Source organism: Methylobacterium sp. WL12, from assembly GCF_008039475.1.
GTDB lineage: Bacteria > Pseudomonadota > Alphaproteobacteria > Rhizobiales > Beijerinckiaceae > Methylobacterium > Methylobacterium cerastii.
On sequence record NZ_VRUW01000032.1, the window covers coordinates 32103 to 52761 of the forward strand.

21 protein-coding genes are annotated in these 20659 nt (G+C 73.0%); 9 read left to right on the top strand and 12 right to left on the bottom strand.

Annotated elements, in window-relative coordinates:
- Nucleotides 1-230: 230 nt before the first annotated feature.
- From FV226_RS13905 to FV226_RS13915, 3 genes are read left to right on the top strand one after another with little or no spacing between them, the layout of a single operon-like run.
- Nucleotides 231-3539 carry a transglutaminase family protein gene (locus FV226_RS13905; RefSeq protein WP_147763374.1) on the top strand — a complete coding sequence of 1103 codons (3309 nt, stop codon included), beginning with the start codon at nucleotides 231-233 and terminating at the stop codon, nucleotides 3537-3539.
- Entirely contained in the window at nucleotides 3536-6094 is a 2559-nt protein-coding gene (locus FV226_RS13910) for a circularly permuted type 2 ATP-grasp protein (protein ID WP_147751514.1), read from the top strand. The genes FV226_RS13905 and FV226_RS13910 overlap by 4 nt, the downstream gene beginning before the upstream one ends.
- A complete protein-coding gene (locus FV226_RS13915; protein WP_147763375.1) occupies nucleotides 6091-6990 on the top strand; it encodes a transglutaminase family protein in 900 nt (299 codons plus the stop codon). Before FV226_RS13910 ends, FV226_RS13915 begins: the two co-directional genes overlap by 4 nt.
- A 13-nt stretch (nucleotides 6991-7003) precedes the next feature.
- On the opposite strand, the gene FV226_RS13920 is transcribed toward FV226_RS13915, so the two are convergent.
- The 5 genes from FV226_RS13920 to FV226_RS13945 all read right to left on the bottom strand — a co-directional run bounded on the left by FV226_RS13920 (nucleotide 7004) and on the right by FV226_RS13945 (nucleotide 10008).
- Nucleotides 7004-7513 carry a catalase gene (locus FV226_RS13920; RefSeq protein ID WP_147763376.1) on the bottom strand — a complete coding sequence of 170 codons (510 nt, stop codon included), beginning with the start codon at nucleotides 7511-7513 and terminating at the stop codon, nucleotides 7004-7006.
- A 162-nt stretch (nucleotides 7514-7675) separates the two neighbouring features.
- A complete protein-coding gene (locus tag FV226_RS13925; protein WP_147754784.1) occupies nucleotides 7676-7888 on the bottom strand; it encodes a hypothetical protein in 213 nt (70 codons plus the stop codon).
- A 297-nt stretch (nucleotides 7889-8185) separates the two neighbouring features.
- Nucleotides 8186-8380, bottom strand: a complete 195-nt coding sequence (locus tag FV226_RS13935) for a hypothetical protein (RefSeq protein WP_147763378.1) — start codon at nucleotides 8378-8380, stop codon at nucleotides 8186-8188.
- Nucleotides 8381-8444: 64 nt separating this feature from the next.
- Nucleotides 8445-9077, bottom strand: a complete 633-nt coding sequence (locus FV226_RS13940; protein ID WP_147754772.1) for an acyl-homoserine-lactone synthase — start codon at nucleotides 9075-9077, stop codon at nucleotides 8445-8447.
- 199 nt (nucleotides 9078-9276) lie between these two features.
- Nucleotides 9277-10008, bottom strand: a complete 732-nt coding sequence (locus tag FV226_RS13945) for an autoinducer binding domain-containing protein (RefSeq protein WP_147754771.1) — start codon at nucleotides 10006-10008, stop codon at nucleotides 9277-9279.
- A gap of 174 nt (nucleotides 10009-10182) precedes the next feature.
- Here FV226_RS13945 and FV226_RS13950 point away from each other — a divergent pair, with 174 nt between their 5' ends.
- The 6 genes from FV226_RS13950 (at nucleotide 10183) to FV226_RS13975 (ending at nucleotide 15154) form a co-directional block, all read left to right on the top strand.
- A complete protein-coding gene (locus FV226_RS13950; protein WP_147754770.1) occupies nucleotides 10183-10434 on the top strand; it encodes a hypothetical protein in 252 nt (83 codons plus the stop codon).
- Between the two features lie 66 nt (nucleotides 10435-10500).
- A complete protein-coding gene (locus FV226_RS13955; protein WP_246691600.1) occupies nucleotides 10501-11364 on the top strand; it encodes a trypsin-like serine protease in 864 nt (287 codons plus the stop codon).
- Nucleotides 11365-11533: 169 nt separating this feature from the next.
- Nucleotides 11534-11770: a hypothetical protein gene (locus tag FV226_RS13960; protein ID WP_147754767.1), complete on the top strand. Its 237-nt coding sequence runs from the start codon at nucleotides 11534-11536 to the stop codon at nucleotides 11768-11770.
- Nucleotides 11771-11894: 124 nt separating this feature from the next.
- On the top strand, nucleotides 11895-12284 hold the full coding sequence (locus tag FV226_RS13965; RefSeq protein WP_187278758.1) for a phage holin family protein: 390 nt from the start codon (nucleotides 11895-11897) through the stop codon (nucleotides 12282-12284).
- 134 nt (nucleotides 12285-12418) lie between these two features.
- A complete protein-coding gene (locus FV226_RS13970; RefSeq protein ID WP_147763380.1) occupies nucleotides 12419-14323 on the top strand; it encodes a hypothetical protein in 1905 nt (634 codons plus the stop codon).
- A 108-nt stretch (nucleotides 14324-14431) separates the two neighbouring features.
- Nucleotides 14432-15154 carry a hypothetical protein gene (locus FV226_RS13975; RefSeq protein ID WP_147763381.1) on the top strand — a complete coding sequence of 241 codons (723 nt, stop codon included), beginning with the start codon at nucleotides 14432-14434 and terminating at the stop codon, nucleotides 15152-15154.
- 99 nt (nucleotides 15155-15253) lie between these two features.
- On the opposite strand, the gene FV226_RS13980 is transcribed toward FV226_RS13975, so the two are convergent.
- From FV226_RS13980 to FV226_RS14005, 7 genes are all read right to left on the bottom strand, one after another.
- Nucleotides 15254-16054 (bottom strand): fumarylacetoacetate hydrolase family protein, encoded by an 801-nt coding sequence (locus FV226_RS13980; RefSeq protein WP_147763382.1) that lies wholly within the window; start codon nucleotides 16052-16054, stop codon nucleotides 15254-15256.
- A gap of 108 nt (nucleotides 16055-16162) precedes the next feature.
- Nucleotides 16163-17227 (bottom strand): response regulator, encoded by a 1065-nt coding sequence (locus FV226_RS13985; protein ID WP_147754181.1) that lies wholly within the window; start codon nucleotides 17225-17227, stop codon nucleotides 16163-16165.
- Entirely contained in the window at nucleotides 17224-17658 is a 435-nt protein-coding gene (locus FV226_RS13990; RefSeq protein WP_147754180.1) for a response regulator, read from the bottom strand. The genes FV226_RS13985 and FV226_RS13990 overlap by 4 nt, the downstream gene beginning before the upstream one ends.
- Nucleotides 17659-17672: 14 nt before the next feature.
- Nucleotides 17673-19571, bottom strand: coding sequence for an MHYT domain-containing protein (locus FV226_RS13995; protein WP_147763383.1), 1899 nt, complete (start codon nucleotides 19569-19571; stop codon nucleotides 17673-17675).
- Between the two features lie 232 nt (nucleotides 19572-19803).
- Nucleotides 19804-19956: a hypothetical protein gene (locus tag FV226_RS27990; protein WP_187275257.1), complete on the bottom strand. Its 153-nt coding sequence runs from the start codon at nucleotides 19954-19956 to the stop codon at nucleotides 19804-19806.
- Nucleotides 19950-20195, bottom strand: coding sequence for a hypothetical protein (locus FV226_RS14000; protein ID WP_147763384.1), 246 nt, complete (start codon nucleotides 20193-20195; stop codon nucleotides 19950-19952). Before FV226_RS14000 ends, FV226_RS27990 begins: the two co-directional genes overlap by 7 nt.
- A gap of 113 nt (nucleotides 20196-20308) precedes the next feature.
- Complete coding sequence (locus tag FV226_RS14005; protein WP_147763385.1) at nucleotides 20309-20581, bottom strand: 3',5'-cyclic-nucleotide phosphodiesterase; 273 nt, start codon at nucleotides 20579-20581, stop codon at nucleotides 20309-20311.
- Nucleotides 20582-20659: the final 78 nt, after the last annotated feature.

Below are 20659 nucleotides of genomic sequence, written 5' to 3' on the forward strand. Positions count from 1 at the left end.
TCGGCGAGCGCAGGCAGGCGGCCCGCCCTCGCCGCATCAAACGGGCTTGCCCGGCAAAGTTCCCCGGGCGGGCGAAGGGGTGGGCGGAGCGGAATTCACGCGGCGCGCCGCAGGGAGCCGGAGGCCGCATGGAAATTGCTTGCCTCCCCCCCTTTGCCGCATAAGGCGAAGACGAGGGCACCGCCGGATTCGGTCCGGCCGCCACCTGCTTCGCCCAGACGAGAGTGCCCGTGTCGATCAAAGCCGCCCTGCACCACGTCACCCACTACACCTACGACCGGCCGATCGCGCTCGGTCCCCAGGTGATCCGCCTGCGGCCGGCGCCGCATGCCCGCACGAAGATCCCCTCCTACACCCTCAAGGTGACCCCGGAGAACCACTTCGTGAACTGGCAGCAGGACCCGAACGGGAACTGGCTCGCCCGGCTGGTCTTCCCGGAGAAGACCAGCGAGCTGAAGATCGAGGTCGACCTCACCGCCGACATGTCGGTGATCAACCCGTTCGACTTCTTCGTCGAGGACTACGCGCAGACGCGCCCCTTCGCCTACGCCCCGGACCTCGTCGCCGAGCTCGCGCCCTACCGCGTCCTCGACGACGCGCAGGGGCCCGAGATCGACGACTTCCTGACGCGCCTGCCGGCCGAGCCGAACACCGTGCTGTTCCTCGTGGCGCTGAACGCGCAGATCAGCCGCGAGGTCGCCTACGGCGTCCGCATGGAGCCGGGCGTCCAGACGCCGGCCGAGACCCTGACCCTGAAGAGCGGCTCGTGCCGCGATTCCGGCTGGCTCCTCGTCCAGGTGCTGCGCCGGATCGGCTTCGCCGCCCGCTTCGTCTCGGGCTACCTGATCCAGCTCGTGCCCGACACCACCGCGGTCGACGGGCCCGAGGGCACCAAGACCGACTTCACCGATCTGCACGCCTGGGCCGAGGTCTACCTGCCGGGAGCGGGCTGGATCGGCCTCGACGCCACCTCCGGCCTGCTCTGCGGGGAAGGGCACATCCCGCTCGCCGCCACCCCGCACTACCATTCGGCTGCGCCGATCTCGGGGCTGGCCGAGCCGGCCAAGGTCGAGTTCGGCTTCGAGATGACCGTGACCCGGGTCGAGGAGAGCCCGCGGATCACCAAGCCGTTCTCGGACGCGGTCTGGGCCGCCATGGACGCGCTCGGCGACCGGGTCGACGCCGACCTCGTCGCCCAGGACGTGCGCCTGACCATGGGCGGCGAGCCGACCTTCGTCTCGATCGACGACTTCGAGGCGCCCGAGTGGAACATCGCCGCCGTCGGCCCGTCGAAGCGGGGGCTGGCCGACCAGCTGATCCGGCGCCTGCGCGACCGCTTCGCGCCGGGCGGCATGCTGCATTACGGCCAGGGCAAGTGGTATCCGGGCGAGAGCCTGCCGCGCTGGGCCTTCGCGCTCTACTGGCGCCGCGACGGCCGCCCGATCTGGCGCGACGCCGACCTGATCGCGCGGGAGGACGCCCCGAAGTCGGCCGACGCCGACGCCGCGCGCAAGCTGATCGACGCGGTCGCCGGGCATTTCGGCCTGGGCGACTACGTGATGCCGGCCTACGAGGACCCGGCGCACTGGGAGGAGAAGACCGCCGAGCTTCCCGTCAACGTGACGACGCAGGAGGCCAAGAGCGGCTCGGTGGAGTTCGATTCGCGCATCAGCCGCGTCTACGAGCGGGGGCTCGGCAATCCGGCCGGCTTCGTCCTGCCGCTCGCGAGCCTGCCCACCGGCAAGGACGGCGATTCCGACCGGGTCTGGATCTCGGAGGCCTGGGCCTTCCGGCGGGGCCAGGCCTTCCTGGTGCCCGGCGACTCGCCGCTCGGCTTCCGCCTGCCGCTCGGCTCGCTCCCGCACGTGCCGCCGGAGCACTACCCCTATTACCAGCCGCAGGACCCGCTGGAGCCGCGCGATCCCCTGCCCGAGGGACATCCGGGCGAGGGACATCCGGGCGAGGGGCCGGGCAAGGAGGCAGGGAAGGCGACCGTCAACGGCGGCGGCATCACCGGCGTCGCGGTGCGCACCGCGCTCGCCGTCGAGCCGCGCGACGGGACGCTGCGGGTGTTCATGCCCCCGACCCAGCGCGCCGACGAGTACCTCGAGCTGATCGGCGTGCTCGAGGCGGCGGCGGACAAGCTCGGGCTCGCGATCCACGTCGAGGGCTACGAGCCGCCCTTCGACCCGCGCCTCAACGTCATCAAGGTCACCCCCGACCCGGGCGTGATCGAGATCAACGTCCACCCGGCGACCTCCTGGCGCGAGGCGGTGGCGATCACCACCGACCTCTACGCCGACGCGCGGCAGACGCGGCTCGGCGCGGAAAAGTTCATGGTGGACGGGCGCCACACCGGGACGGGCGGCGGCAACCACGTGGTGATGGGCGGCGCGACGCCCGACGACTCGCCGTTCCTGCGCCGGCCCGACCTCCTGAAGAGCCTGGTGCTGTACTGGCAGCGCCACCCGGCGCTCTCGTACCTGTTCTCGGGCCTCTACATCGGCCCGACGAGCCAGGCCCCGCGCATGGACGAGGCCCGCCACGACGGCCTCTACGAGCTGGAGATCGCGCTGGCGCAGGTGCCGGGGCCGGACGAGCCCAACATCCCGCGCTGGCTCGTCGACCGGGTGTTCCGCAACATCCTCGTGGACGTCACCGGCAACACCCACCGCTCCGAGATCTGCATCGACAAGCTGTACTCGCCCGACGGGCCGACCGGGCGGCTCGGCCTGCTCGAGTTCCGCGCCTTCGAGATGCCGCCGGACCCGCGCATGAGCCTCGCGCAGCAATTGCTGCTGCGGGCGCTGGTGGCGTGGCTGTGGCGCGAGCCGCAGGTCGGCGGCTGTGTCCGCTGGGGCACGGGCCTGCACGATCGCTTCATGCTCCCGCATTTCCTCTGGGCCGACTTCCTCGACGTGCTGGAGGATCTGCGGGCCGCGGGCTACGACTTCGACCCCACGGCCTTCGAGGCGCAGGCCGCGTTCCGCTTCCCCGTCTTCGGCCGGGTCGAGCATGGCGGCGTGAAGCTCGAGCTCCGTCAGGCGCTGGAACCGTGGCACGTGATGGGCGAGGAGGGGACCAGTGCCGGCACCGTCCGCTTCGTCGACAGCTCGGTGGAGCGCCTGCAGGTCAAGGTCGAGGGCTTCGTGCCCGGCCGCCACGTCATCGCCTGCAACGGCCGGCGCCTGCCGATGACCGGCACCGGCACGAACGGCGAAGCGGTGGCGGCCCTGCGGTTCAAGGCGTGGCAGCCGGCCTCGTCGCTGCACCCGACGATCCCCGCCCACTCGCCGCTGACCTTCGACATCCTCGACAGCTGGAGCGGGCGCTCGCTCGGCGGTTGCCGCTATCACGTCGCCCATCCGGGCGGGCGCAACTACGAGACCCATCCGGTCAACACCTACGAGGCGGAGGGGCGGCGGCTGGCCCGCTTCCAGGCCCACGGCCACACGCCGGGCAAGGTCGCGATGCCGGCGCCCGAGACCAACCCCGAATTCCCCCACACCCTCGACCTGAGAACGCCGAAACCGACATGAGCTCGACGCTGGGGGCGGCACAGGTCACGGCGGGGTATCAGGCGGCGACCGGGCCGGACGCGGCGGACGAGCCCGACCGGCTCGCCCGCTGGACCGACGGCTATCGGCCCGAGCCCGGACGCCCGGACGAGTACCGCGACGCCGACGGTCGCCCGCGCGGCGCGTGGCCCCGGCTGCTGGAACGGCTCGCGCGGCTCTCCGAGCCCGAGATCATGGCCCGCTTCGTCTCGGCCGAGCGCCACATCCGCGACACCGGCATCTCGTTCCGCATTTACGGCGACCAGCGCGAGCATGCCTGGCCGCTGGGCTCGCTGCCGCTGGTGATCGAGGCGGCCGAGTGGCGGAGCTTGAGCGCCGGGCTGATCCAGCGGGCCGAGCTGATGGAGGCGGTCCTCGCCGACGTCTACGGGCCGGGCCGCCTCGTCGCCGACGGCCTGCTGCCCGCGGCCGTGGTCGCCGGCAGCCCCGAGTTCCTGCGCCCGCTGCAGGGGGTCTCGCCCCCCGGCGGGCGCTGGCTCAAGCTCTACGCCGCCGACATCGGCCGCGGGCCGGACGGGGCGTGGCGGGTGCTGGCCGACCGGACGCAGGCGCCCTCCGGCCTCGGCTACGCCCTGGAGAACCGGATGGTGCTCGGCCGCACCTTCCCGGACGTGCTCGAAAGCCTGCAGGTCGAGCGCTTCCCCGCCTTCTTCCAGGCGTTCCGCGAGGGCCTGGCGTCCGGCGCCGCGCGCTCGGACCCGCGCATCTGCCTGCTGACGTCGGGTCCCTACAGCAGCACCTACGTCGAGCAGGCCGCGCTCGCGCGCTATCTCGGCCTGATGCTCGTGGAGGGCGACGACCTCGTCATGCAGGACGGGTGCCTGCACGTGCGCACCGTCTCCGGCCTGAAGCGGGCCGACGCGGTCTGGCGCCGGATCGACGGCGACTTCCTCGATCCGCTGGAACTCAACCCGGCCTCGCGGCTCGGCATCCCCGGGGTGATCGAGGCCTTGCGCAACGGCAGCCTGGTGATGGCCAACATGCCGGGCTCCGGCGTGGTCGAGTCGGCGGCCCTCAGCCCCTATCTCGACGGCATCGCCCAGCGCCTCCTCGGCGAGGGCCTGAAGCTGAAGAGCCCGCCGGCCTGGTGGTGCGGCGATCCCGCCGGGCTCGCCCACGTCCGGGACAACCTCGACGCGATGACGCTGCGCCCGGCCGCCACGCCGCAGCGCGGGGCGGGGCGCGACGCGATCCTCGGGCCGCAGGCGCTCGCGGCCGAACGCGAGCGGGTGCTCGCGGCCTTCCGGGACCGGCCGTTCGACTTCGTGGGCCAGGACCTCGGCCCGCTCTCGACCATGCCGGCCTGGGAGCGGACCGACCGGGGCCTGCACCTCGTCCCCCGCCCCTTCGCGCTCCGCGTCTTCGCGGCCCGCACCCCCGACGGCTGGCGGGTCATGCCGGGCGGCTTCTGTCGCGTCTCAGAACGCGAGAACGTCGACCCGATCGAGATGCGCCTCGGCATCCGCTCGGCCGACGTCTGGATCCTCTCCGAGAACCCGGTCGACGTCCGGCATCTCGGGCAGCAGGCCACGCCGCGGGTGCGGCGCATCTCCGGTCACCTGCCCTCGCGGGCGGCCGACAGCCTGTTCTGGTTCGGCCGCTACGTCGAGCGCGCGGAGGCGGTGATCCGCCTGACGCTGGCGCATCTGCGCAGCGTGGGCGACGCCGTCGTCACCGACATCTCGGGCGACACCGAGGCCCCCACCGCCTTGCGCATCCGCGCGCTGCTGGAGGAATGGGGCGCGACCCGGTCCGCTGACATGCCGACCGCGGCGCTGGCGCAGGAGGCCCTGGTCGGGCGCGAGGTGCACGGCTCGGCCCGCGCCCACGTGATCTCGGCGCGCACCAACGCGGCGACCCTGCGCGCCCGGCTCTCGGGCGAGGCGTGGCGGGTGCTCGCCGACCTGATCGACCTGCTCTCCCTCGACGCCGCCCGCGCGTTCACCGAATCGCAGCTGCTCGGGCGGGCCGAGCGGGCGCTGAGCCACATCGCGGCGCTCTCCGGGCTGACGCACGAGAACATGAACCGCGCCGCCGGATGGCACTTCGTCGACCTCGGGCGGCGGATCGAGCGGGCGATCAACACCAGCGCCTTCACCCTGGCCTTCGCCCACGACGAGGCCGGGGCCGACTGCCTCGGCGTGCTGCTGTCGCTCACCGATTCGCAGGTCACCTACGGCGCGCGCTACATGCAGGGCGTGGCCCTCGACCCCGTGCGCGACATGGTGCTCCTCGACCCCTACAACCCGCGCTCGGTCGCCTTCCAGGCGGAGGCGATCGGCCGGCACCTGGCCGAGCTGCCGGCGCTTTCGGCCGACGGCATCCCCGAGCCGCATTGCCGGCTGGCCGCACGGATCGTGGCGGCGCTGCGCAGCGGTGAGGCCGCCGACTTCGACGTCGTCGGGCTGACGCGGATCGAGGACGACCTGGAGCGGCTCGCCGACACCATCGCCGGCCGCTACTTCCCCAACGGACCCCACGCCCTGCGGCCCGAGAAGCTGGCGGGGCTGGCGTGATCTACACGCTGCGCCACGTCACCACCTACACCTACGCGAAGCCCGTGAGCTTCGCGCGCTGCTCGCTGCGCCTGAAGCCCGCCGAGGGCGAGGGCCAGTCGGTGATCGAGAGCGTGGTGACGATCGACCCGAGCCCGGCCACCGCGGTGATCCGGCGCGACACGTTCGGCATCGAGACCGTGGGCATCACCCTGGACGCGCCGCACACCCGGTTCCGGGTCGAGGCGCTGTCGAAGGTGCGGGTCGAGCGCGCGCCGCCGCCCGCCCCCGAATCCGGCCGCGGCTGGGAGGCGGCGCGGACGGCCGCGATCGCGTCCCGCGACCTCGGGGCCGACGCGCCGGTCCACTTCCTGTTCCCCAGCGCCCGGGTGCCGCTGCTGCCCGACGTGACCGACTATGCGCGAAAGAGCTTCTCGCCCGGGCGCAGCGCCTACGGCGCCGCCTTCGACCTGATGACGCGCATCCGCGCCGACTTCCGCTTCGACGCGAAGGCCACGGACGTGCACACGCCGCTTTCAGAGGCCTTCGCGCTGCGCGCCGGGGTCTGCCAGGATTTCGCCCACGTAATGATCGCGGGCCTGCGCGGGATGGGGCTGCCGGCGGCCTATGTCAGCGGGTATCTCCGGACGATCCCGCCGGCCGGCCGGCCACGCCTGCGCGGCGCCGACGCGAGCCACGCCTGGGTCGCGGTCTGGTGCGGCGACGGCTGGCTCGGCCTCGATCCGACCAACGGCATCGGCGTGCGCGACGACCACATCGTCGTGGCCCGCGGGCGCGACTACGGCGACGTCGCCCCGATCGACGGCATCGTCAGCGGCTCGGGCAAGCAGAAGCTCAAGGTCGAGGTCGACGTGATCCCGCAGGACGAGGCGGAGGCGCTGGCCCTCGTCGGCTGAGCGCCGCCCGCCGTCAGCGGCCCGGTTCGATCTGGAGCGTGAAGCGCTGGCGCGGGTCGCGCCGGAACGACAGCAGGTCGGACGCCGCCGCGAGATGCGCGCGCAGCCTCGGCAGCGCGTCGGCGAGACGTGGATGCGCGGGCAGCATGCGCATCCGTGCAGCCAGGCCCGCGAACGCCGCGGCCGCCCGGCCGCCGAACGTGGCCGCCGCACGACCCGCCACACCATCAGCCACTTGGCCGCGCAGGCCCGAGCGCGGACGCCCGGCGCCCGCGCGCTCCGGCGCCGCGACGGGGACGTAGAGCGCCTCGAAGAACGACAGGTCGAGGATGCTGGCGCCGTCCGCGTCGGTGACCGCCATCACGGCGTTCAGCAGGCGCGGCTCGCCGCCGTGCTGGACGACGAGGCGGCGGATGATGGTGCGCGCCACCGCGCGCGCCTCCTCGGCGTCCTGGACGAGCTGCCCGGTGCGTTCCGGCAGGAAGGCGTCGTCGAGGCGGATGTTGAAGTATGCGTGGATCATGATCGAACGCCCCGTTCCTCAGGTTGCGTGGGCCGGCGGACCTCCGACGACGGTCGATGGCAAGTCTCATGGGTCGGGACCCATGAGGTCCGGCGGATTGCCGCCGCCCCGCAATCGCGGGGGCCAGCCCTCGATGAGGCGGGCTCATCGCGAGGGCTGGTGTCAGGCGGCCTGGGCGCCGGGGTCGGCGGCGTCTGCCGCCGGGATGAGCCGCGGATGGAAGGCGTCGGCCAAGCGTTCGAGGCGGTGGGCCATGTCCCGCACCTCGTTGAGGGCGATGGACTTCTGGCCTTCCTTCACGGCGCGCGTGATGTCGCTGATCTGCGTCGTCGCGATGCGCTTCAGCTCGGTCGCGAGCTGGTCCTTGGTCATCATCGGTCCGGGTTCCGGTGCTGGTCGGGGGACACCGTGGCGCGGCGTCCGTTACCAGTCGGTTTCCCATCCTCCGAGGTCGCCGGAAGAGCGGTGGACAAGTCAGTCAGGAACGAATCCGGCGGCCGGACGCGACGCGCCGCCGGCCCCTTCGGACCGGCGGCGGACGCGGCACCGGCCGGGCGCGCGGGATCAGACCAAATCCGGTCGATCCCTTCGGGATGGCGGATTCGGGCTTCGCTCAAGCGCCGCGCGGGCTTGCCTGACACGGCCTCCGCTTCGATCAAGCGAAAGGCCGTGTCAGGCCGTGGGGTGCTGCGTCGCGAGGCGCTCGGCGAGGCCGAAGCCGACCCGGACGAGGAGGGCCTCGAGGGTCGCCTTCATCTCCGGCGTGCCGGCTTCCTCGATCAGGCCGTGCGCCTCGATGCAGATCTCGGCGAGGCGCTCCATCGGGTTGTCGGGCTCGGTGGGGGCGGGAAGGGTCTGGCGGGGCATCGGTACGTTCGCGTGTTGGCGTCTGTCGGGGGTCCGGCGGCGGCGCCGCCGGAGCGGACGGGTCTCAGCTGGCCAGGCGCTGGGGCAGGGCGGGCCGGGCGGTGAGCACGGAGGCGGCGTCGCCCCGGGTCTCGCGCAGGCGCCGGAGCGTGCGCACGTCGAAGGCCGCGACCACGGCGAGGGTGTCCTCGCCGGCGATCCGGCAGGGCAGGCCGAGGGGCGTCACCCGGAAATGCAGCTGCACGAGGCGCAGCAGCCAGAGCGGGTTCATCTCGATGACGATCGACTCGATGCCGCTCTCCAGGCCCCACTCGACGATGCCGGCGAGCAGCGCGCTGCCGACCGGGCTCAAGATGCGGCCGCGGTCGCGCACGTCCCGCTGCACGGCGTAGCGGGTCCACTCCCAGACCCGGGCGCTGCGCGGCGCCTCGACCTCGCAGAGCTCCGGCAGCACCTCGGTGAGCAGGTAGGGGCGGGTGGTCGGCAGCATGCGCTGGTAGCCGACGACGCGGTCCTCCTGCATCGCCAGCATGTGGACGGCGTGGCCGTCGTCGAACTGGTCGATCTCGCGTCCGTCGGGCTTGGCGAGGTCGTGCCAGCCCTTCTCTTCGACGAAGACTTGGTGCCGCAGGCGATAGGCCTGCTCCATGGCATCGCGGTAACGATCGACGTTCTCAGGGGTGACGATATGGATCAAGACGGCCTCCATTGATTGGCCGTCAGTATCGTTCCTAAGTATTTCTCCGAAAGTACGCGTTCGCGTACTATTCTGCACTTAAAATTGGCGCAGCTTGACTGGATTTTATCAATCCGTCCGCGTTTGCGGTCGGCCGCCCCGCCACCTCGCCGGCAGCCGTTTTCGAGAAACCGGTATCCGATACGAGGGCTTGCTGCGCCTACTTCAGCAACCCGCGACGAAACCCTTCCGCGACCGCGTGCGTCCGGCTTGCGGTGCCGAGCTTGGTCCGGATCGAGCGCAGGTGCTTCTCGGCGCCGTGCTCGGAGATCGACATCAGCTCGCCGATCTCCCACTCGGTCTTGCCGTCGGCGGCCCATTGCAGGGCCTCGCGCTCGCGCGGGGTCAGCCGGACCTCCGGCCGCGGCGGTCCTTCGCCGAGCGCGATCGACCGGCCGAAGGCGTAGCTCGCCACGAGCTGCAGCATGCCGCGCAGCTCCGGCGACGGGTCGAACCGCTCGGCACCGAAGCTGAACCCCGCGACGCGCCCGTCGAGGGTGATCAGCGGCACGGTGAAGCCCTGGCGCAGGCGGAAGTCGCCGGCCTCGTCCATCACCCGCCGGGCGGCGGCGTCGGCGCGGTAGGCCGGCTCGATGTCGGACCAGCGGAACGGGGTCAGGTCGGCGGTCAGGCGGCGGATGGTCGGATCGCGGAAGAGGTGGCCGGCCTTGAAGTAGCGCTCGGTCCACCCGGGCGGCGTGCTGTCGAGCAGGACGTGGGCTGCCTGGTCGCGACGGCTGGTGCCGGGGATCGGGATGATGCCGGCGAACGTGCTCTCGACGCCGAGCTTGGACACCGCGTCGAGCAGCGTGCGGTCCAACGCGTCGACCGAGCCGGCCCGGTCGAAGGCCTGGAAAAGGCCGTAGGTGACGTCGAGGGCCTTCGTGATCATGCGTTGCGCAGCCCTTTCGCAGGAGCCGTACGACGGAGCCGGCCGTCGCCCGCCGGTCGCGGACGCGACGGATATCGCGTCCGGCGGCTGGACAGACACCATCCTGCCCTGTTTATAGAGTCCTGTAAGTTTATTCTAGGTTGCATAACGAGACCGTGGCGTAAGGAGCCCACCGTGGAGGACGGCCGGAACGACGGATCGGATCGATCCGAACGGGCGCAGATCCTGCTGGGCAAGATCGCGGAACTGCTTCGCGTCGACACGGCGTTCTTCCTCGGCCCGCGCACCGGCGTCCAGGCCTCCGATCCGGACCCTGCCGAATTGCTGCGGCTGTTCCAATCCATCGGCGACGCGGAGCTCCGCCGCTCGGTGATCGCCATGCTGAAGGACCTCGAGGCGAAGGACGACACCCGCCGCGATTCCTGAGGGTGCGACGCCCCGCGTCCTCGCGCCCGCTTGCCCCCGGACGGGCGCGGACGATCTCTGGACGACGTGTCCCACATCTTCGAGGCCTGCGTGCTCAGAATTTCGATCCCGTCCCGAGCGGTCGCTCGCCCGCATGCGCGCCTCTCCGTTCCCCGCTTCGCCACCCCCCACCTCGCCATCGCCTACCTCGCCATCCCCTACCTCGCCTTGCCCCTGCTCGCGCTCGCGCTCGGGGCCGCGCCGGCGGCGGCGATCGAGGGCGGCGCCGCGGGGCGGGCGGGCGACGCGCTCGCGCAGGCCACCGTCGGGCTCGGCACCGTGACCGACCCCGGGGACGGCCTGCACCTCTCGCGCTGCACCGGCGTCCTGATCGCCCCGGACCTGATCCTCACGGCGGCCCATTGCGTCAACGGCGATCCGCTCGGCTCGCTCGTCGTGTTCTTCCGCGGCAGCGAGCCGGTGAAGCCGGTCCGCACCGCCCGCGTGACCGCGCGCTACAGCCCCGACCCTGGGCAGATGACCTCGAACGTGGTCGACGTCGACCTGAACGCCCTGTCGCTCGACCTCGCCGTCCTGCGCCTCGCCGAGCCGGTGCGCGACCGCGTGCCGGTGCCGCTCGCCACCGATCCGAGCCGGGTGCCCCGCAGCCTGCGCGTCGCCGGGACCGGCGTGTCCGGCCGCACGGTCGGCCGGCTGCGCACGGTCGGCCTGACGCCCGTCGCGGCGTCGAGCACCGGGCTGACGGTCGCCCGCGTGAACGGCGGCCGCGTCTGCTTCGGCGATTCCGGCGGACCCGTGGTCGGGCAGGACCGGCGCGGCCTGTTCGTCTGGGGCGTGGCCAGCGCGGTGCTCTCGCGCCAGGCGCCGTGCGGGAACCTCGTCGTGATCGCCCCGGCGGCGCAGGTCTTCACCAGCCCCGGGATGCGCTGACGCGGCCGTCGCGGTTTTTCGGGCCGCCCATGCAACGGCGGCCCGGCAGCGTCGTTGACCCGGCATTACGTCGTCCTGCGTCGCCCGCGTTCCTGCGTCGCCCTCGTGCCGCCACCTCGGGTCTGGCGGCCCTGCCGAATTCCGCCGTCCTCGATCGCGCGGGTGCCCCATGCTCTACGAACGCCTGCTCGACCTCGCCCCGGGCGCGCGGCTCGAACGCCGCCTCGCCGAGCGCGTCGCCGCCCGGCTCGTGATCGGGCTTCTCCTCGGCCTTCCCCTCTGCGCGGTCGCCGCCTTCGTCCTCGTCGCCGGCGCGGTCCACGCGGTCTTCGCCGCGATCTGGGATGCGGGACGGGTCGCGGGCCTGCGCCTCCGGGACGGGTTCGAAGCCGTCTCGCCGCGCTGAAGCCGGACGCAGGCCGTCCCACCGGGAACGCCCGGTCGCATCCGGGGTTGGTAGCCGCGCCGCGGTGGTGCGCGTTTGCCTGGCGCCCTTGCCGGCCCCTCTGACTGGACGACGGCTCCCCTCGATGCAGGATCGCACCTCCGAGAGCACACCCGCGAGCACCTTGGCGCTGACCCTCGGGATGCTGCGCGAGTCGAGCCGCCTCGTCGGGCGCACGCTCGACCTCGCGCGGACCGAAATCGACGGCAACATCCGCGCACTGATCGGCCTGCTCGCGCTTCTGGGAACGATCGTCGTGCTGCTCGTCGCGGCGTTCTTCGTCTTCCTCGACGCGATGGTGAAGGCGCTCACGGTGCTCATCGGCTCCGAGGTCGTGGCGGCGCTCGTCGTCGCGAGCCCGTTCCTGGTCGCCGCGGGGCTGCTGGCGGCCCTCGGCCTGCGCCGGATCGCCCGCGCCACCCGGATCGTGCCTCCGAAGGTACGCGGGCAGGCGGCGCTCGCGACCGGTTCCTGACGGGACGCGGCGGGCAAGCCCTTCGGGCCGCCGGGATTCGGCGCGTCGTCGGGGGATGCGGCGGCCGCCGGCCTCGACAAATCCGGCGCGCTGCGCTTCGTGGATGTACCGCGACGCCCGGACGCCCCTCCGCCATGAAACCGATCCTGCCATCAGCCGTCCTGATCCTCGGCTGCATCGCCGTCGCGTCGGCGCAGGCGCCGAAGCCGCGGAGTTCCGACTTCTTCGCGCGCGACGCCGAAGAGCGGCCCGCCAAGCCGAGGGCGTCCGAGTTCTTCTCCCGCGGCGACGCGCCCGCGCCCGCCATCTCCGCCCTCGGTGCCGACGGCCTCGTCGCCGAGGGCGTCCGCCACGTCTCCGGCGCGATGACGCTCACCGCGCCCCGCATCGAGGTGCGCGGCACGTCCCTGACGCGCGAGGACGTCGCCCGGCTCCTCGACCCCGCCGCGCCCGGCGACCTGCGCGAGCGCCTCGCGGCGATGAAGGCCCGCGAGATCGTGGTGCCGGACCTCGCGATCACGCTCGGCTCGGCCGTCGCCAGCCTGAAGGACCTTCGCCTGTCGGATGTCGGCGACGGCCGGATCGGTGCGGTCGTGGTCGGGCCGGGATCGGTCGCCCTCGGGGAGGGCGCAACGCCCGCCCGCGCCGCGTTCGCGCGGTTCGAGACGGCCGGGGTCGACGTCGACCACCTGCTCGCCCCGCTCCTGCCGCACCCGGTGGACGACGCGAGCGCCCTGAAGGCGGCGTTCGTCGGCGCGGCGCTCGACGGCATCGCGCTGACGAGCCCGGACGGCGACGTCGTCCGGATCGCACGGGTCGTCGGGCGCGACGCCCGCAGCCGCCGCACCGCCGCCGGCCTCGGCGCGACCTTCGACCGGATCGCGGCAGGCCTCGACAAGGCGGCCGACGCCGGCGCGAGCGCCCGCGGGCTGGCGGCCGCGGCCGACCTCCTCGGCGCGTTCCAGGTCGGCAACCTGGAGGCGGTCGGCCTCGACTACGCGGACCCGCACGGGACGACCGGACGGATCGCGCGGATCGGGCTCGCCGCCGCGGCCGGTGCGCCGGGAAGCGTTCGGCTCGACGGATTCGAGACCGCCGGCCCGGATCTCACGGCGCGCGTCGCCTCCGTCGCGGTCGAGGACGTCTCGCTGCGCAGCCTGATCGACGGGATGGCGGCGGCGGCCGCGACCGGTTCCCGGGTCGGCCCGGCGGAGGCCCGGCGCTTCGTGCCCCAGGTCGGCGCGATCCGGCTCGGCCGCATCGAGGTCGCGAAGTCTGGATCCAAGGACGGCTCCAAGGACGGCTCCAAGGACGGCTCCAAGGATGGCTCCAAGGACGGCACGACAGGCGGTGAAGGCGCCGGCGCGGCAGCCTTCGCCCTCGACGGCCTCGAGCTCGTGACCTCCGACCTCGTCGAGGGCGTGCCGACGCGGCTTCGCTTCGCGATGCGCGACCTGTCCGTGCCGGCGGCCTTCGTGTCCGGGCAGGATTCGTCCGGCCAGCTCGCCGCCCTCGGCTACACCGCCATCGCCACCAGCGTCAGGGCCGACCTCGCCTGGAGCGAGGCGAGCCGGCAGCTCGCCGTGCACGAGATCGCCGTCGAGGGCGGCGGAATGGGCACGGCGAAGCTGCGCGCCGTCGTCGGGAACGTGTCGCGGGACCTGTTCGGCCGCGATCCGGAGGCGGCGACGCGGGCGGCGCTCGGCGCCACCGCACAATCCCTCGACCTCGACATCCAGGATCGCGGCCTGCTCGACCGCGTCCTGGCGATGCAGGCCCGGCAGAGGGGCGTCGCGGCGGAGGACGTCCGCATCGAGTACGCCGCCTACGCCCGCCTCGGCATCCCGCAAATGCTGAGTTCCATGCCGGGCGCCACCGAGCTGGGCCAGGCGGTGGCCCGCTTCATCACGCGGCCCGGCCAGCTCCGGCTCGGCGTGAAGCCGCTGCAGCCGGCCGGCCTCAGCGCAGCCGAGGTGGCGGCGGCCGAGGACCCGGCGACGCTGCTCAGCCGCATCGCGGTGACGGCGACGACCGAGTAGGCGTCGCGAGCACCGACGGCGCCCTTCGCGGCGCCTCTCGCGGGGCTTCCGAACCGCTGGTACAGGGAGCGCGCTGCAACCACGCCGCCGGGCGGCGGGAGGATATCCGTGACGCCTTGGGTCCACGTCGACACCGGTCTCGTCCCCGGCGAGAAGACCACCTTGCGCCTGATGCGGCAGGGCGACGCCTTCGCGATCACCGTCGGCAACCAGGACCTGATGCGCGACCGGCACTGCGAGTCCGAGCGCGCGCTCGCGACCCTCGTCGCGGCGCGGCTGCAGGACCGGCCGAAGGCGCGCGTGCTGATCGGCGGCCTCGGCATGGGCTTCACCCTGCGGGCGGCGCTCGACGCCTTCGGGCCGGAGGCCGAGATCGTCGTCGCCGAACTCGTGCCCGCGGTGGTGGCGTGGGCGCGCGGCCCCCTGGCGCACCTCTTCGCCAGCAGCCTCGACGACCCCCGCCTCGCCCTGCACGAGGCGGACGTGAACCGCCTGATCCAGTCCGGCCCGGCCATGTTCGACGCCATCCTGCTCGACGTCGACAACGGCCCGGAGGGCATGGTCCGGGGCGAGAACAACCGCCTGTACGACGCCTGGGGCCTGAAGCGCGCGCATTACGCCCTGCGACCAGGCGGCGTCCTCGGCGTCTGGTCCGGCCGCCCGGATCGCAAGTTCAAGGCGCGGCTCGCCCGCTCGGGCTTCTCCGTCGAGGAGGTGCGGGTGCGGTCGCGCGCCAGCGGAGACGGCCCGCGGAACGTCCTGTGGATCGCCACCCGGACGGGGCCGCCGGTCTCGCCGCCCGCCCGTCCCGCATCGGAGGCGATGCCCTAGGGCATTTTCAAGCGAGGTGGTTGCCGGCTCGCGTGAAGAAAATGCGACCACGCAACAAGATAGAGCATTTTCCGTGATCCGTAGATCACGGAAAATGCTCTAGACGATGCGGATCGACAGCGGCGGCAGGCCGTCGATGGTGCCGAGCAGGACGTCGCCGCGCACGACCGGCCCGACGTTCTCCGGCGTGCCGGAATAGATCACGTCGCCCGCCTTGAGTTCGAACGCCTCGGAGAGGTTGGCGATCTGTTCGGCGACCGACCAGATCATGTCGGACAGGTCCGCATCCTGCCGCACGGTGCCGTTCACCGCGAGCCGGATCCGGCCGCGCGCGGGATGGCCGAGGGTCGCCGCCGGCAGGATCGGCGTGATCGGCGCGGACCGGTCGAAGCTCTTGCCGACCTCCCAGGGCTTCTTCTGGTCGCCCATGCCGCGCTGAAGGTCGCGCCGGGTCATGTCGAGGCCGGTCGCGTAACCGTAGACGTGGTCGAGGGCGCGGTCCTTCGGGATGTCGCGTCCGCCGGACTTCAGCACCGCGACGAGTTCGAGTTCGTGGTGGTAGTTCTTCGTCAGCGACGGATAGGGGTGGTCGGCCACCATGCCGGGCTCCACCACCTGGATCGCGTCCGCCGGCTTCTGGAAGAAGAACGGCGGCTCGCGGGCCGGGTCCGATCCCATCTCGCGGGCATGCGCCGCGTAGTTGCGCCCGATGCAGTAGATGCGCCGCACCGGGAAGGCCTGCGCCAGCCCCGCGACGGGGATCGTCGTCTGCGCCAGGGGAAACAGCGTGGCGCCGCGGTCCGGCTCCGCAGCCGCGGGGTCTACGGCAAGGCCGACGAGGGCGGCCCCGGCGGCTCCGAGGGCCGTGCGGCGATCGAGGCGGGTCGTGATGCGGCTCATGAGGGCGGGTCCGATGGGAGCGCGGCGAGGCGGCATCGTCGCATATCGGGCGCGGCGGGGCGACGGTCGCGGTCGTCGGGCCGGCGCGCCGAGACCCGCGAGGGCCCGTCAGGCCCGGAACGACAGCACGGCCCGCGTGCCGACGCGGTCGGGGACGTAGCACAGGCCCGAGCGCAGGTTCGTCGCCATCGCCCGGACGATGCGCGAGCCGAGGCCGGTGCCGCGCGGCCGGCCTTCGCCGGTCCAGCCGATCCCGTCGTCCTCGACGGCGAGCTCGAGGGTGTCCTCGGCGCGGCGCCGGAGCTCGACCCGGATCTCGCCGGCCGCGTCCACGGGGTAGGCGTACTTGTAGGCGTTGGTGACGAGCTCGGTCACGACCACGCCGACGGAGACCGCCTTGTCGGTGGCGAGCCGCACCGGGTCGGCGCTCAGCCGGATGGCGTGGTCGCGCCCCGAGGCCCGCATCGCCGCCTGCAGCTCCTCGACGAGGCTGGCGAGGTAGGCGTCGAGCTCGACCGCCTCGACGTCGTCGGAGGTGTAGAGCCGGCGGTGGATGCCGGCGATGGCCGAGATCCGCGCCTGCATCTCCTCGAGCGCCGCCTTGGCGGCCGGGTCCGAGACGGCGCTGGTCTGCATGTGCGTCAGCGCCGCCACCAGGGCGAGCGAGTTGGCGACCCGGTGGTTGACCTCGCGCAGCAGCATCACGGCGTGGTCGCGCGCCGCGCGCACCTCCGCCTCGGCGCGCTCCTTGTCCCGGCGCAGCGCCTCCTGGCGCAGCGCGGTGTCGATGGCGCCGCCGAGCAGTTCGCGGAACTGCCCCTGCACGTCCTTCCAGACGTAGTCGACCGCCCCGGCCTTCAGCGCGGCGACGGCGACCCGGCTGTCCTCGGAGCCGGTGACGTAGACCACCGGCGGCGCATCGGGCAGCGCGCGGATCGCCGGGAGCACGTCGAGGCCGGTCTGCCCCGGCATGTGGTGGTCGAGGGCGACGACGTCGATGCCGCCCTGGGCCAGCCGCGCCAGCCCCGCGTCGCCGTCGGCGGCGAGCTCGACCACGTAGCCGCGCGCGCCGAGCGCGCGCTGGACCAGGCGCGCGAGACCGGGGTCGTCGTCGATGTAGAGGATGCGGGCCGTGCCGGCCGGTCCGGCCGCGGCGGGGGGAGGGCCGGTCATGGGTTCTCGGGCACCTGGATCACCGAGAAGAACAGCCCGAGCTGCCGGATGGCGTTGGCGAAGCCTTCGTAGTTCACCGGCTTGGTGATGTAGACGTTGGCGCCGAGATCGTAGCAGCGCTGGACCTCGCGGCTGTCGTCCGTGGTGGTCAGGACGACGACCGGCGAGCGCTTGGTGTGCGGGTTGGCCTTCACCTTCTCGAGGATGTCGATCCCGGTCATGTCGGGCAGGTTGAGGTCGAGCAGGATCAGCAGGTGGCGCCGCGCGCTGACCTCGCCCGAGCCGTCCGGCCCGAGGAGGAAGTCCAGGGCCGAGGTGCCGTCGCGGAAGGGGATGATCTCGTTGTTCACGCCCGCGCGGCGGATGTTGCGCTCGATCAGCCGGGCGTGCCCGTCGTCGTCCTCGATCATCACGATGCTGACGGCGTTCATGGCGGCCTCCAGGGTCATTCCGCGGCCAGGGTCGTCGGGGCGCCGTGTGCCTCACGACCTGTAGCCGCCTCGCGCGGCAGCGTCACCTCGAAGGTGGTGCCCTCGCCCAACGTCGAGGTCAGGTCGATGCGCCCGCCGAGCGACCGCACCAGCGCCTTGACGTGCGCCAGGCCGATCCCCTCGCCCGGCCGGTCCTGGACCCCGGAGCGGCGGAACAGCTCGAACACGCGGGCGTGGTCGCGCGGGGCGATGCCGCGCCCGTTATCCGTGACGGCGATGCGCACGCGGTCGCCGCCCGCCGGCCGGGCGGTGATGGCGATCCGGCCGGGCCGGCCTGCGTCGAGGTACTTCACGGCGTTGTCGATCAGGTTGCCGACGACCTGCTCGACCGCCAGCCGGTCCGCGACGATGGTGGGCAGGTCGGCGGCGACGGAGACCGTCGCCCCGGCGGTCTCGATCTGGTGGCGCTGCGCGTCGGCGAGCGACTGCAGGAGGCTCGTCAGCGCGAGGGGTTCGGGGGCGAAGCGCCGTCGCCCTTCGCGCGACAGCTTGAGGATGGCGGCGATCAGGCCCTCCATCCGGGTGACGGCGGCCCGGATGAAGCCGAGCGCCTCGCCGAGGTCCCGGTCGATCCGCTCGGCGTCCGGGTGGTCCCCCAGGGCGCGGCGGATCTCGGGACGGGCCTCCTCCAGCTCGGAGGTGAAGCCCATGACGTTGACGAGCGGCGAGCGCAGGTCGTGGCTGACGATGTAGGCGTAGCGCTGCAGCTCTTCGTTGGATTCCAGCAGCTCGCCTTCGGCCTCGCGCTGCTCGGTGATGTCGGTGTGCACCCCGACCCACTCGGTGATCCCGCCGCGGTCGTCGAGCACCGGCACGGCGCGGATCGCGAAATGGCGCCAGGCGCCGTCCTGCGCGCGGACCCGGTGCTCGTGCACGAAGGGCCGGCGCGCCGCCACCGTCGCGTTCCAGGCCGCCACGCTCGGCGCCACGTCGTCGGGATGCACGGCGCTCGCCCATCCGAACCCGGCATAGGCTTCGGGCGTCTGGCCCGTCAGCGCCGCCCAGCCGGGCTGCTCGCCCACCATCCGGCCCTCGGCGTCGTTGGTCCAGAGCACGCCGCGCACCGCCTGCACCGCCGCGCGGAACCGCGCCTCGCTGGCCTGCAGCTCGCGCTGGACCCGCTGCTGGTCGATGGAGGAGGCCAGCATGGCGAGGAACAGGATCAGGAAGGTCGCGCCGCCGACGGCCAGCGCGAGGTTCTGCTGCCCGGCCCCGACGCCACCGGCATGGACCTCGCCAGCATGGGCCGCGTGGGCGCCGGCCGCCTCCGCCGTGAAGGTCGCCGCCGCCATCCCGGTATAGTGCATGCCGGCGACCGCGAGGCCCATCACGAACGCGGCCGCCAGCTTCTGCCCGACGCCGTGCTGCCGGAAGGTCAGCCAGAGCGCGGTCGTGGCGGCGGTGACGGCGATCGCCACCGACAGCGCGACGACGGGCAGGCTGTAGGCGAGGTTGCCGGGCACCCGCATCGCCGCCATGCCGGTGTAGTGCATCCCGGCGACGCCCACGCCCATCAGCGGGCCGCCGACGAGGATGTCACGCAACCCCGCGCCCGGCCGGCTGATCAGCACGAAGGCCGCACCGGTGGCGCCCACCGCGATCAGCAGGGAGGCCAGCGTGAGGCCGAGGTCGTAGGCGGCCGGCATCCCCATCTCGAAGGCGAGCATGCCGACGAAGTGCATCGACCAGATGCCTCCGCCCATCGCCAGCGCGGCCCCGGCGACCCAGGCCCAGCGCGGCCCGCGCGCGGAACCGCGCATGCGCCCGGCGAGGTCGAGCGCGGTGTAGGAGGCGAACACGGCGATCGCGAGGGATAGGGCGACGAGGGCTGGGTTGTAGCCGGTGTGGACCATGGCGCGACCGGTGGACGGGGACACTCGCGCGAGGCCGGCCGCGGCCGTCGCCGCACGGCTCGGGCCGGCGAGGGCGCTCGCGGTCGGCGCGACCTTAGAGGGCTTTCGGCCCGGCGGGATACCGACCGGACGAAAGAAAGCGCGTCACGCGACCGGTCGTCGACGCCTCTTGCCGAACGCGCGCAGATCGACGGCACACGACGCTTCCTGCCCCGTCGAGCCCGGACGTCCGTCAGGCCGGGAGAAGCTGGATCAGCAGGTCGCCGACGAGGAGGACGAGGAGGGCCGCGCCGATATAGGCCGGCATCCGGCTCGTGCGCCCGCGTTCCCAGACCGGGAACGCCGCGACGTCCTCCGCGTCGTCGAGGCGGCCGAGCCTCAGCACGGCGCCGGGGACCGGGCGTCGGCGAAGGCCGGGGGGACGCGGTCGGCGGCCCGTTCGGCGTCGGCGATCTCGCGGATCAGGTCGGCGCGTTGCGCGTCGACGAGGTCGGGCAGGATGTCGTCGTCGCACGCGTCGATCGCCGCGATCAGGCGGAAGCCCGACCCGATGCGCTCGAAGGCGACCCGGACCTCGCGCTGCGCGTAGGGGTCGTGCGGGTCGAGGCAGACATGCTCGGGCATGGTATCGGGACGCGATGCCGCCGAGGCGGCGAGGGCGTCCGCTTAAGGGGGTCGCGTGACGGCCGGATGACGGGCGCGGGCGCCCGTCGTCGAGGTCCTCTCCTCGGTAGGCCCTACTTGCCGCCGGACTGCGCGTAGGCGTCGATCGCCCGGCGGCAATTCTCCGTCAGCGCGTCGCGGTTCTTCTTGAAGCACGCGTCCATCGCCGGATCGTCGGGATCGATGTCGCCGCAGAGTTTCAGCGCGTCTCCGGTGCAGTACTTCTTCAGGTCCGCGTTGCCGCGCGTCGAGGCGGGGGCCGCGAGGGCCGGGACGGCGGTGAGGGCGAGGACGAGGGCTAGGAGCGCGTCCGAGTAATCCTCTCGACGGCGGGGCCGGAGGGTGATTCACTTGGCTCATGGCCAAGGTGTTTCGCTCCTGGGATGTGGATCAGGGCTGGTTGCTGCCGCCCTCGCTGCACGAGT